This window comes from Actinosynnema sp. NPDC002837 (assembly GCF_040295345.1).
Taxonomy (GTDB): domain Bacteria; phylum Actinomycetota; class Actinomycetes; order Mycobacteriales; family Pseudonocardiaceae; genus Actinosynnema.
The window spans coordinates 65423-77669 of record NZ_JBEOVG010000040.1; the positions used below are offsets into that span (position 1 = coordinate 65423).

General features: G+C 70.9%; 8 protein-coding genes. 2 read left to right on the forward strand and 6 right to left on the reverse strand.

What is annotated here, in order from left to right; translation table 11 throughout:
- The first annotated feature begins 32 nt into the window (after nucleotides 1–32).
- On the forward strand, nucleotides 33–887 hold the full coding sequence (locus tag ABTZ99_RS25320; protein ID WP_498786179.1) for a helix-turn-helix transcriptional regulator: 855 nt from the start codon (nucleotides 33–35) through the stop codon (nucleotides 885–887).
- Here the strand turns inward: ABTZ99_RS25320 and ABTZ99_RS25325 are convergent.
- The 5 genes from ABTZ99_RS25325 to ABTZ99_RS25345 all read right to left on the reverse strand — a co-directional run bounded on the left by ABTZ99_RS25325 (nucleotide 884) and on the right by ABTZ99_RS25345 (nucleotide 8819).
- A complete protein-coding gene (locus ABTZ99_RS25325; protein ID WP_499614521.1) occupies nucleotides 884–2824 on the reverse strand; it encodes a glycosyl hydrolase 53 family protein in 1941 nt (646 codons plus the stop codon). The genes ABTZ99_RS25320 and ABTZ99_RS25325 overlap by 4 nt on opposite strands.
- The gene (locus ABTZ99_RS25330; RefSeq protein ID WP_499614524.1) at nucleotides 2821–5010 is read right to left on the reverse strand and encodes a CBM35 domain-containing protein; all 2190 of its coding nucleotides are present in this window, start codon (nucleotides 5008–5010) and stop codon (nucleotides 2821–2823) included. The genes ABTZ99_RS25325 and ABTZ99_RS25330 overlap by 4 nt, the downstream gene beginning before the upstream one ends.
- Before the next feature lie 292 nt (nucleotides 5011–5302).
- Nucleotides 5303–6148, reverse strand: coding sequence for an SGNH/GDSL hydrolase family protein (locus tag ABTZ99_RS25335; RefSeq protein WP_499614527.1), 846 nt, complete (start codon nucleotides 6146–6148; stop codon nucleotides 5303–5305).
- Between the two features lie 47 nt (nucleotides 6149–6195).
- Nucleotides 6196–7242, reverse strand: coding sequence for a rhamnogalacturonan acetylesterase (locus tag ABTZ99_RS25340; RefSeq protein ID WP_499614529.1), 1047 nt, complete (start codon nucleotides 7240–7242; stop codon nucleotides 6196–6198).
- Nucleotides 7243–7370: 128 nt separating this feature from the next.
- On the reverse strand, nucleotides 7371–8819 hold the full coding sequence (locus tag ABTZ99_RS25345) for an RICIN domain-containing protein (protein WP_499614532.1): 1449 nt from the start codon (nucleotides 8817–8819) through the stop codon (nucleotides 7371–7373).
- Between the two features lie 791 nt (nucleotides 8820–9610).
- Here ABTZ99_RS25345 and ABTZ99_RS25350 point away from each other — a divergent pair.
- Nucleotides 9611–10906, forward strand: coding sequence for an RICIN domain-containing protein (locus ABTZ99_RS25350; protein WP_499614534.1), 1296 nt, complete (start codon nucleotides 9611–9613; stop codon nucleotides 10904–10906).
- A 195-nt stretch (nucleotides 10907–11101) separates the two neighbouring features.
- Here ABTZ99_RS25350 and ABTZ99_RS25355 read toward each other — a convergent pair whose 3' ends face one another.
- Nucleotides 11102–12136: a LacI family DNA-binding transcriptional regulator gene (locus ABTZ99_RS25355; protein WP_499614537.1), complete on the reverse strand. Its 1035-nt coding sequence runs from the start codon at nucleotides 12134–12136 to the stop codon at nucleotides 11102–11104.
- Between the last annotated feature and the right edge of the window lie 111 nt (nucleotides 12137–12247).

Consider the following 12247-nt stretch of genomic DNA (forward strand, 5'->3'; position numbering starts at 1 on the left):
ATCCGTCGCCGCGCCGCGGGCAGACTCGGGGTATGGACAAGCAGGAACTCGGGGCGTTCCTCCGCAGCCGTCGCGAGCGGCTCCGGCCGCACGACGTCGGCCTCCCCTCGGGCCCGCGCCGCCGGACACCGGGGCTGCGCCGCGAGGAGGTCGCCGTCCTCGCGCACATCTCCACCGAGTACTACGTCCGGCTGGAGCAGGGCCGTGCGCCGCGTCCGTCGGGCGAGGTCCTCGCCGGGATCGCGGGCGCGCTGCGGCTCACCGACGCCGAGTCCGACCACCTCCACGTCCTCGCAGGCACCGCGCCGAGCCGGACCGGGCGGCACCGGCGCGACGTCCGCCCGAGCATCCTCGCGCTCCTGGAACGGCTGCCGCGGACCGCCGCCTTCGTGGTGTCCGCGACGTTCGAAGTGCTCGCGTGGAACGACCTCGCGGCCGCCCTCATGGAGGACTTCGCCCGCCTCGCACCGCAGGACCGCAACCTGGCGCGCCGGGCGTTCCCGGCCCCGGCCCACGGCGGGTCGACGCTGTACGGGATCTCCGACGTCGCGGAGTTCCGGCAGCACGTCGTCATGGAGCTGCGGGCCACCCTCGCCCGGTACCCGGCCGACCCCGCCGTGACCGGTCTCGTCGCCGAGCTCCGCGACGCCGCCCCGGAGTTCGCCCGGCTCTGGGAGCGGCACGACGTGCAGGCGGCGCCGGTGCTCACCAAGACCTTCCGCCACCCGGTCGTCGGTGAGATCACCGTCGACTGCGACTCGCTCACCCTCGCCGACCGCGACCAGCACCTCGTGCTCTACAGCGCGCCGGCGGGATCGCGTGACGCGGAGGCGTTGGCCCTGCTGGACGTGCTGGGAGCCGGGAGCTTCCACGGGGCCGCCGGTTAGGAGCCCGGCACGTGGTCGCCGCGTCGTGGCAGGACGTCGACGACCGCCGTGACCGGTCCGTGGGCGGTCGTGCCGGTGACGGTCACCTCCCCCGGTTCGTCGGTGGCGCCCGGCGGCAACGGTTGCCAGCGGACGGGGGTGCTGGTGATCTTGTCGGTGGCGGTGGTGAGCACGCGGACGGAGGCGGGCAGCTTCGGTGCGACGCCGACGGTCGTGGCGGTGTGGACGGTGTCCTGGAGGACGTGCTCGGCGCGACTGGCGTTGAAGACGTCGATGGACGCGTGCGGCTCCCACGTGTTCGGCAGTCCGGGCACGGCCCGGAACATCGCCTGGAAGCCGGCCGGCTCCCACACCAGCACCCCGGCGCCCTTGTTGTCGACCACGTCGTTGGCGGCCTGGAACACCCGTTGGATGGCGTCAGCCTGCCCCTGGATCGTGCGGGGGAACGGCGAGTTGGGCATCGGCGAGCCGTCACCGCCCGAGGCGGGGTACGCGGTCTCGGCGATGTCGATCTTGTAGCCGGGGTGCGTCGTGGCCATGGTGTGCAGGTTGACGTCCAGCGCCTCGGGCGTGCCGTGCCACTCCGAGTAGTACGAGATGGCCAGCACATCGGGGTCCTGGCCCTTGGCCTTCACCCGGGTGAGGAACTGGTGCCAGAACTCCATGGTCTTGGCGAGGCGGTCCTTGCCGACGATCACGTGGATCTCGACCTCGGACTTCGGCGACGCGTCGCGGACGGCCTTGATCCCGGAGGCCGCCAGGGTCGTGAACCGGTCCCACGCCTCGTCGTAGAGCTTCTGCTCGGCCTGGTCGGTCGAGCCCCAGTACCGCCAGAGCAGGCCGCCGCCGGGCTGGGACTGGTAGAGGTCGGCCTGGTCGACGAAGTACTTCGGATCCGTCGTGCCGATGAGCGCCGCCTCGCTGCCGTACATGAACCCGTTGATGACCTCGTTGCCGACCGCGACCTTGTCCGGTGTGGTGCCCTGCCGGATCAGCCGGCGCAGGTGATCGGCGGTGAAGTCGTACACCGCCCGGTTGAGGTCTGCGAACTCCAACCCGGCCCAGGCGCGCGGTTTCGGCTGCTTGGCCGGGTCGGCCCAGGAGTCCGCGTAGTGGTAGTCGATGCCGAGGCCCAGGCCGCGCTGCTTGATCCACCGCGCCGAGGTCAGCGTGCGCTCCGGGCCCTGGCGCGGCACCGCGGTCGGCTGCCCGGTGCTCTCGCTGCGCGGCTCGTTCCACACCCGCAGCCGGGCGTGCCGCATGCCGCGGTCCTTGACGACGTCCAACTGGTGCGGCCCGGCGCCCCGGTCAGCGGCCAGGGGGTCGACCCAGTACTCCCGGGACTGGTGGTCGTCCACCCAGGACAGGTCCGCGCCGAGGACGAGGTCGTCACGCAGGTAGTTGAGGACCTGGAGCTCGCTGACACCGGCGTCGGCGCGGCCGGACGCACCGGTGAACGTGAGCCGGACGAACCGCGTCCCCGGCCGGGTGAACAGGTGCACCTCGCCGCGCGACACGGCCCGGTTTCGGGACCGGTCGGCGATCGCCTGCCACCGGCGACCGTCCGATGAGGCCTCGACGACGTACCGGTGGGCCGCGCCGCGCCCGGGGAACACCACCTTGACCTTGCGCAGGTTGTCGTAGGCGCCACCGAGGTCGACGGTGAGCCACTGCCGGGCGCCGCCGCGGTCGGGGCGCCAGGCCGTCGTCGGGTCGCCGTCGATGGCCAGTCCGGCGGTCGACGAGCCGCTGCCCGCCGTCGCAGAGGACCACGGCTTGGCGGCGATGTCGCTCTCGATCGGCTTGATGTCCGCGGTTCCGAAGATCGCACCGGCCGGCGCGGCACCCGCGACCAGCCCCGCGGCCACCAGGGTGGACAGGGTCGTCAGACCGGCGAGGACGCGGGCCGGGCGCTTGGTTCTCGGATCCTTGCTCATGCGGTCGGGACTCCCACGTCGAGGCGGTCGATGTCGGCCAGGCCGTCCGCGGTGGTCGGCTCCAGCCGGATGGTGTTGCTGCCCGCGTTCAGCGAGGCGGTGAGGGACTTGGTGGACCAGGTCGTCCAGGAACCGGTGGACTCGAACGACACCGTGCCGATCGTGGACCCGTTCACCACCAGGTTCGCCGGGCGGGGCGCGCCGGTGCTGTGACCGTTGGCGAACCGGACCGCCAGCGCCGCCGGACCTGCCTGCACGGCGTCGACGGTGAACCGGACGTAGGCACCCACCGCGGCGTAGCCGTTGCAGAACCCGGTGCCCGAAAAGCCGGCCTGGTTCGAGTCGATCGTGCCCTGGCACACGGCCGGCGCGGTCTCCGCCTCGTAGCGCCGGCCTACCGGTGTCGTCCCATCAGCCCTGACGAGCGCCAGCTGGTCGACGGCGAGGTAGCCGTTGCCACTGGCGGCCCGGATGGTGACGGTGGCGGCGCCCGCGGACAGCGGGATGTTCGCGAGTTCACGGCGGGTGAAGCCGCTGGAGGCCGGGATGTTGAGCGTGCGCGAGGCGCCGGCGGCGTCGGTGACGGTCAGCTGCGCTGCGCTGAGCGAGCCGGAGGTCTTGGCGTACAAGGACATCTCGTAGTTGCCGGCCGGCACGGTGATCCGCTGCCGCACACCACCGGCGTACGACTGCCCCGCGCCGATCTGCAGCGCGAAGCGGGACCCGTTCGCGCCGGCCACGTTGGTCACGAACGAGGTCGGTCCGGATTCGCGGAAGTTGGTCCAGCCGGTCAGCGTGGAGACGGTGACGCGGTCGGCCTGGAAGTCGGGGTTGAGGACGAAGTTGTTGTCCGGTCCCACTCGCCACTCCCCCGTCGTGACGTTGAACTGCCACTGGCTCACCGAGTGGAACTGGGGCCGTGCGCCGGGCTTGGTGATCGGCACCCACTGGTTGTAGCCGATGCCGTTCCAGGCGAAGTCGGCCCAGCGGTCGCCCGCGTAGATCACCGTGTTCTGCTTGCTGCCCTTCACGGTGACGAAGAACCCGGTCTGGGTCACGTGGCTGTAGTCCAGCTCGGTACCGGGGAGGACGAACTCACTCGAGTAGGAACCCTGGACAGTGCCGCTGGTCGACTCGTTGACGTAGTTGACCGAGGTGTTCCAGCCGTGCAGGGCCGAGGCGGCGTGGTAGTACTTGCCGTCGAGCTTGAACATGGCGTTGCCCTCGCGGCCGTCGCCGCGGCGGATCTCCACGGCCGGCTCGATCCGCAGCGAGTCGGACTCCCGGAACTTGGCCACGAAGCCGCGGGAACGTCCTTCGCGGTTGGAGAAGATCAGGTAGTCCTTGCCGTCGTCGTCGGTGAACACGGTCTGGTCACCGGTGCCGGTGGTCGGCGAGTTGACGATCTGGGTCTGGAAGTAGCCGTAGGTGAAGTTGCCGGTAGGGGTGTCGCCTTGCAGGAGCAGCACCCCGTGCCCGCCGCCGACGTACACCTGGGTGGCGAGCACGTATTTGCCGGTGTTCTCGTTATAGGAGACGCCGAGCCTTCCGACCCACCCGGCCTGGCCGAGCGTGGCGCCGTTGTTGATCGGGGTGGAGCGCGTGGCGACCCGGTTCTCGAACTTCCAGTTCACGAGGTCCCTGGACGAGTACACCGGGATCGACACGAACGAGACCTCGTTGTCGTACTTGCGCGTCGGGTTGGCCCGGTAGCTCTCGGCGCCGAGGTAGTGCACGCCGTACCAGTAGTAGGTGTCGCCGAACTTGAAGACCCCGCCGCCCTGCGAGTAGATGGGGTTGCCGCTCGTGTCGTTCCAGAACGTGTTGTTCGTGATGGTCTGGAACGTGCCCTCGTCCGCGGCCTCCAGGCCGCCCGCGGCGGCGACCAGGGCCGTCTTCGCCGCGGCGGCTTCCGTCCCGCTCGCCGAGGGGTTCTTCGCGACCTCCTCCGCCGTGGTCAGCGCCTTGGCGAAGGGCTTCCAGGAGTCGGTGGTGTACTTGGCCGGGACACGGGTCCGGTAGTCGGTGACCGTCGTCTTGAGACCGTGGGGGTCGGCCGCCGCGGTGTCGACGACGGGCGCGGCCTGCGCCGCCGCCACCGCCTGCGGCAGCACTGCGGAGACGGACAGCAGTGCCGCGACGAGCATCGCCCGCCGCTTCAAGGAAGTGCGTGGTGTTCGGGTCATCTTGGGTGCCTCCGTGGATGCCTTGTGGCGTCACGCGCCGAGGAAGCTCTCGGATCCCTGTCACGAGCCAGAGGGGACTGTGAACGTGCACAGTCGATGCTGACCGAGGGTGAAAACGTTTACACCTCTGGCCTCAGCTTAGAGGATCGCCCGCCGCTGTCAACAGCGCCTCAGGACGGAAGTGCCGCTGGTGACCGAAGTTGCCGCCATACAGACCTGCCTGACCTCGTGGTCACGTTGAGTAAACGTTTTCACGAGGTCAGGCAGGTGTCGCAGCTGGGGGCGCTCCCGGCTAGCGCAGGGAGGACGCGAGGCCGATGCCCTGTTCGCGCAGTGCCCTGGCGACCGTCTCCGCGATGCGGGCGGCTCCGGCGGCCTCGAAGTGGGTGTGGTCGTTGCAGAAGAAGGCTCCGACCGCGCCCTGGCTGTAGTCGCCGTTGTTGGGGCACAGGCCCAGCGTGTTGTACAGCGCGATGCTGCGCTTGTGCAGGTCGATGACCGGCACCTGGTCGGCCTGGCCCTGGGCGATGGTCTCGTTCACGAACCCGCGGGTGGCCACGGCGGTCGAACCGGAGCAGCGGATCGCCGAGACGGGTGTGACGTAGATCGGTTTCACGCCGCGCGCCTTGGCTTCGCGACCCATGGTGGCCATCAGCTCGCGGTAACGGGTGGTGCCCACGTGGCGCGGGCAGTTGCGGTCGCCGTCGTTGATGCCGAACTGGATGATCAGCCAGTCGCCGGCCCGCATGCCGGTGGTCGAGAGCATGTTGGCCCAGCGCGAGGCGTAGGTGCGCGGGCTGACCACGCACTCGCCGGCGGAGTCCATGGTGCTCTTGACGTTCGACTCGTACAGCCAGGTCTGGATGCTCCGGCCGCCGACGGCGTTGTTGACGACGGTGACGTCGTCGTTGAACAGCCGGTCGAACTCGCGGCCCCAGCCGACCGGGCACGTGCTGCTGCCGTTGGCCATGGTCGAGTCGCCGGCCAGCCACACCTTGAACGGCGCGGCGGCGGTCCCGGGGCCGGCGGCTTGTGGCGCGGCGCAGGGGGCGGGAGCGGGCACGGCCTGGGCCGGCGCGACCACGACCGCCATCGCCGCGCACACCGCCGCCGTGACCGCGAGGCACCTGTTCCTCATCGAGATCCTCATTGATCCTCCATGTCGTTGCGACGGAATTCGGGACGTCAGCGGACCTGCGTCGAGCGGATCACGCCGAGCCGGACGGCCTCGTTCAGCACCAGGTTCGACATGGTGGCCGCGCCGAATTCCGAGAAATGGGTGTTGTCGCCCTTTTCCCGGGTCAGGAAGAGGTTCTGGGACGCGGTGACGCCGAGTTGTTCGACCAGGGTGGCGGAGAGCGAGGTGAGGTCGATCAGCGGCGCTCCTTGCGCGCGGGCGACCGTCTTCATCTCATTGGGCAGGTTCACGCCGACCCCGTTGACGTGGCGCGCGGTGCCGGTGAGCCGACCGGACGAGTCGAACAGCCTGCGGACCGGCGGCGTCACCAGCACGGGCGCGCCGCCCGCCGCGCGCACGTCGCGGACCATGCGGGTGAGGTTGTCGCGGAACGCGGTGGCCGAGGTCTGCTTGTCGTTGTGGCCGACCTGGATCACGACCGTGTCGCCCGCCCGGGTCTGCGACCGCACCGCGGGGAACAGCGCCGGGTTGGACAGCACCGAACCCGAACTCTCACCGGAGTCGGCGTAGTTCGCCACCGACAGGCCTTCGCGCAGGCGCGCGGGCAGCGCCTGGCCCCAGCCGGCGTAGGGGGCGACGGGCTGGTCGCACACGGTCGAGTCGCCGACCAGGAACAACGCCGGCGGCCTCACCTGCTTGACCGCGATGGCCTCGACCGCGGGGGCGCGACCGTCGAACACCAGGGTCAACCCCGGCGTGCCGGTGCCACCCTGACCGGTCGGCTGCCCTTCGGGATTGCGCACGTTGACGGTGAGGACCCGGTCGGTGAACTGGCCCACGCCGGTGTCGACGGCGGCGAGCACCCGCCGGCGGGCCTCGGCGGTGATGCCGGTGTTCGCCGCACGGGAGGAACTGCCCAGCCGCACGGTCACGTCGTAGTGCCCTGGCGCGACGTCGTAGCGGCAGGTGATCGGTCCGGTGCCGGTGCAGTTGGCCGGCGCGGCGCCCGCGGGCGCGGCGCCGAGGGCGGTGAGCGCGCCCGACGCGAGCGTCACGGCCAGCGCAGAGCGGAGGACGGTCGTGAGGGTGGGCATGGGTGTGCTCCTTGCTGCGGTTCGACCGCGGGTGAGCGGGTGGGGCGCGGGCGCGCCGGAGGCCGCTCCACGTCCGGGACAGGAGGCGGTCCCGGACGTGGAGCGGGCAGGGGTGACCGGGGTGCGGCTCAGCCGGTCGAGAGGGCGGAGGACAGGATCGGCGCGAGCCGGTCGGCGATCTTGCGGTGGCCCTGGTCGTTCGGGTGCACGTTGTCCGTGGTGTCGGTGGCCTCCACGATCCAGCCCGTGGTGTCCACGAACCGCACCTTCGGGTCGTTGACGATGCCGACGGCGGCCTGCGTCTCGGGGATGAAGCGCTTCCGGAAGGTCTGCAGCGCCAGGACCGTGGCGTTCGGGTACTTCTGCCGCGCCCGCTGGATCAGGGTCACGTAGGCGCTCTGGAACTGCTCCTTGGTGACGTTGTGGCCGACGTCGTTGGTGCCCAGGTTGATCACCACGGCGTCGGCGCGGTACCGGGAGAAGTCCCAGTTCGACGCGTCGGCCTGCAGCCCGGTGCGCAGGAACCGGTCGCTCATGCCGATGCACCCGTCGGCCGCCGACACCAGGCACGCACCGCCCACCGCGATCTGGGTGTGGCCCGCGCCGAGGCGCTCGCCGACCAGCCAGCCGTAGGCGGTCAGCGCCTGCTTGGACGACTGCTGGCCCACGGTGATGGAGTCGCCGACGAACTCGATCAGCTTCGCGGGGACGGGCGGGGCGAACGTCGTCGCGCCCGCGTCCAGCTGGATGCCCCGGTAGACCGCGTCACCCCGGTAGGAGCCGGCGATCGGCCGGTAGGACACCCGCAGCGTGTGGTTGCCCGCCGCCAGCGGCGTGGGCGTGAGGTTCACCGTGCCGCTGCGGTTGACGTAGGAGACGTCCGGACCGCCGTCGATGCTGACGTAGAAGTCGATCGCGTTGCGCTGCTTGAGCTGCACCGTCCGCCCGGTGAACCCGACGGTCACGTAGGCGCCCGCCCACTCCGAGACGTACGCGGTGGGGTCGGCGGTGTTCCACCGGCCGAAGTACTCGACGTTCGGGTCGGTCGGCGCGCCCGTGCCACCCGGCGTGCCGCCGCCCAGGCGGACGAGCTGCCACTGCTGGTTGGCGCCGGAGTTGATGTCGTACTGCGAGACGCGCGCGCCGTCGGCGGTCGAGCGCTCCCACACGTCCAGCGCCTTGCCGCTGTTGCGGTTGACGAACCGGACGTGGCCGCCGTCGGTGTCCACGAGGCCGAACTGCTGGTTGGCGGCGTCGCGGTCGGTCCACTGCACCACCTCGGCGCCGTTGGCCGTCGACGCGGAGGCGATGTCCACCACCTTGCCGCTGTGGCGCGACTTGAGCCGGTAGTACCCGCCGCCGGAGTCGACGAACTGGAACTGCTGCGCGGACGAGTCGGTCCTGGTCGCCTGCACCACGGCGCCACCGTCCGTCGTGGACTGGACCTGCATCGCCTTGCCGCTGTGGCGGGCGACGACCACGTACGTGGCCGCGGTGTCGACGGTGGCGGCCTGGGCCGACGGCGCGACCGGTGCGAGCGCGACCGCCGCGACCGCGGCCACCAGCACGGACCGCACGACCGCACCGCATGACGACAATGTCATGTACGTGCCTTTCACCTGGAGTTGGCACAGCGGCGGAGCCGCCGGGATGAGAGGACATTTCCGGTGCGATAGTCGCGCCGATTTCCCACCGCCGTCAATGGCCGCATCTCGTATGGGAGCGGACCGTCGAATATTCGACGGAGTGGCGTATTGCCTTTTCCGGCACGTCCGCCATCCGCACTAGTGGACAAACAGGTCAGCACTCGACGAACCGGTATGCACAGATAGCCCGACAACCCGGACGCCGCGCCGTGGAAAGCGCTATCCAGGTCGTGGTCGCACACCGGTCCGACCGCGACGCTACGAATGCCGCCACCCCGGTGTCAACAGCCCGGGCGAAAAAGTTTCGCTCGCGGTCCGGGCATCGCCCGAACGGTCCAGCAACGGCGACCACCTCGACCGCGAGACGTCACGAACCGCCTGCGCCGCCCCGGGTTGCGCCACCCGGGACATTGTGGACGGAGGACGGACCGACCGACGTTGATCGGTCCACGCCCGATCGGGCACTCCCGTGTCGCAGTTCTCGTCGAACGTTCGACGAGAAGCCGCCGTTCGCCTCGGTGACGCTCCACCGGACGGCGGATCGACTGGGAACGTGCACAGTACTTTCGGAGGCTGATGTCCAGCAATACCAACACACCTGACGTGTTTACATATGTGACACGGCTCGCTACTGTGCACGTTCACAGCCGCCTGCCGCCTTCCCCTCGCGGCACCTCCCATCGGTCCTCGTGTCAGGTGCCATCTGCACCAAGGAGTCAGCCATGACCATGCAACGACGGACGTTCCTCGGCGCGAGCGCGGCCGGAGCGGTCGGCGTCGGCCTGTCCCTGCTCGGCGTCGGGCAGGCGTTCGCGGATCCCGCGCCCTCCACCACGTATCCCCTGGGCGTGCGCCGGTACAACTGGACCCGCGGCAGCCGCCCGTGCACCACCTACGTCTACTACCCCGCCGCCACCGGCACCGTCGGCGGCGCCCCGGTCACCGACGCCCCCGTCGCCAACGGCGTGTTCCCGGTCTACAACTTCACCCACGGCTACAGCAGCAGCCCGCAGAACTCCCTGTTCATCATCCGGGCCCTGGCCTCGGCGGGGTTCATCGTCCCCGCCCCGCACTTCAACCACAACTTCGCCGACGTCAACAACGGCAACACCTCCAAGGACGTCTCGCAGATCCTCACCAACACCCTCGCCCTCAACACCAGCGGACCACTCGCCGGGCACATCGACACCGGCATCGGCGTCGGGGTCTCCGGCCACTCGCTGGGCGGCATGACCACCCACGGCCTGCTCACCTCCTGGCCCGACAGCCGCATCGTCTCCGCCAACCCGCAGTCCTGCGTGGACATGGGCAACCCCGCCGGCTCCGTCAACGCCAAGGTCCTGTTCGTCCACGGCGACCGCGACTCGACCACGCAGTACTCCTCGGCCCGGCAGGCGTACGCGGAGCTGACCTGGCCCAAGGCGTTCCTCACCTTCGTCGGCGGCAGCCACACCAGCTTCTGGAGCGACCAGCGCTTCCCCAGGACCGTCGTCGACTGGGCCCGCTGGACCATGTACGGCGACACCGCCGCCCGCGACCGCCTCCCGGCCGATGCCTCCGGATCCAACACCCGCTGGGAAGCCCAACTCGGCGACACGCCCGGCGGCCCGGTCGCCTACACCCTCACCGCCCAGCACAGCGGCAAGGCCGCCGACGTCAACGAGGCCTCCACCGCCGACGGCGCGCGGCTCGTCCAGTGGACCACCAACGGCCGCCCCAACCAGCAGTTCGAGTTCGTCGACCTCGCCGACGGCCACGTCCGGATCAGGGCCCGCCACAGCGGCCTGTACCTCCAGGCCGCCGGCAGCGGCTCCGACGTCACCCAGCAGCCCGACACCGGCGCCACCGACCAGCACTGGCGGGTCGTCGACCACGGCGGTGACGTGATCAGCCTCGTCAACCGGCGGTCCGGGCTGGCCATGGACGTCTGGGAACACTCCACCGCCGACGGCGCCCGCATCTCCCAATACGCCTACAGCGGGGGTCCCAACCAGCGCTTCGCCCGCCGCCGCGCCTGACGCGGGACCCGCTGCCGCAGCGACGACCCGGCTGCGGCAGCGGGGCGGCCAGGCTGGTGGTCAGGCCGTCGTCCTACGCCGGTTCGCGCCACCGTGGCAGGTCCATAGGATCAGCACGGCGCCGTTGGCCGTCGAGGCGCAGTCCGGAGTGGACGTTGCGGACCGAGGGCCAAGGCCGTGACGCGGGCGTGCTCCTCAGGCGCTGCCGCCGCGCACGACCTCGGTCGGCACGAGGAGGCCCGCGTCGTCGTCCGGACCTCCCTCGACCTGGCGCAGGCAGCGGGCGACCAGCTCGCGCGAGATCCGCTCGACCGGGATGCGGGCGCTGGTCAGGGTCGGTTCGGTCGCCAAGCCGACCGCGCCGCCGTCGAACCCGGTGACCGCGACGTCCGAGCCGACCCGCAACCCGAGCGAGTGCGCCACGTTCACCACCACCGCGCCGACGGAGTCGCTGCCGGTCACGATGGCGCTCGGCGGGTTCTTCCCGGTCAACAACCTGCGGGCCCGGGTGCGGATCCCCGCGTCCGTGCCCAGGTAGACCGACGCCTTCGGCACGCGCAGGCCGTGCCCGGCCACCCCGGCGGTGAAGCCCTCCAGCCGTTCGGCCTTCCAGTACTCGTCGCCGGCGAGCCCCAGGTAGGCCAGCCGCTCGTGCCCCTCGGCCACCAGGAGGTCCACGATGGGCCGCACGCCGGCGACGTTGTCCACGTCGACCCACCGCTGCGGCAGGTCGGGCGCGAGGCGGCCGAAGCAGGCGAACGGCATGCCGCTGTCCGCCAGGAACCTGGCCCGCTCGTCGTCGACCCGGGACTCCGACAGGATCATCGCGTCGACCGCGCGCCGGGCGACCAGGTCCTTGAACACGCCGAGCGGGTCGTCCCGGCGGTGGGTGAACACCAGCACCTGGTGGTCGACGTCGGCGGCGGCCTTCACCAGCGCTTGCAGGAAGTGCAGGGTGAAGCCCTGCATAATCTCCAGCTGCTCGCCGAAGATGTGGTAGCCGAGCTGCATCGTCCGCCGCGACCGCAACGTCTGCGCGGCCCGGTTGGGCTGGTAGCCGAGCGACCGCATCGCCTCGGTCACGCGCTCGAACGTGACCTGCGAGTAGTACGAGTCGTGCCCGTTGAGGACGTTCGACACGGTCTGCCGGGACACGCCCGCCGCCGCGGCCACGTCCACGATGCTGATCCGCCGCCCGCCACCCCTGGACGCCCGCCCGCCTGCTCCCACGCCCACATGATCCACCCATCGTGACGACGGTCGCAATCGACCCCGCGCCGGAGGGGCGGGTCGGCCAAGCCCCGGAGCCCCCCCGCCCCCCCCCATGGGGCGGGAGGGGCC

What these genes read in the sequence shown, in the direction of transcription:
- ABTZ99_RS25325 (WP_499614521.1), bottom strand. Translation starts at nt 2,824, where the DNA reads ATGAGCAAGGATCCGAGAACCAAGCGCCCGGCCCGCGTCCTCGCCGGT.
- ABTZ99_RS25330 (WP_499614524.1), bottom strand. Translation starts at nt 5,010, where the DNA reads ATGACCCGAACACCACGCACTTCCTTGAAGCGGCGGGCGATGCTCGTC.
- ABTZ99_RS25350 (WP_499614534.1), top strand. Translation starts at nt 9,611, where the DNA reads ATGACCATGCAACGACGGACGTTCCTCGGCGCGAGCGCGGCCGGAGCG.
- ABTZ99_RS25340 (WP_499614529.1), bottom strand. Translation starts at nt 7,242, where the DNA reads ATGCCCACCCTCACGACCGTCCTCCGCTCTGCGCTGGCCGTGACGCTC.
- ABTZ99_RS25335 (WP_499614527.1), bottom strand. Translation starts at nt 6,148, where the DNA reads ATGAGGAACAGGTGCCTCGCGGTCACGGCGGCGGTGTGCGCGGCGATG.
- ABTZ99_RS25320 (WP_498786179.1), top strand. Translation starts at nt 33, where the DNA reads ATGGACAAGCAGGAACTCGGGGCGTTCCTCCGCAGCCGTCGCGAGCGG.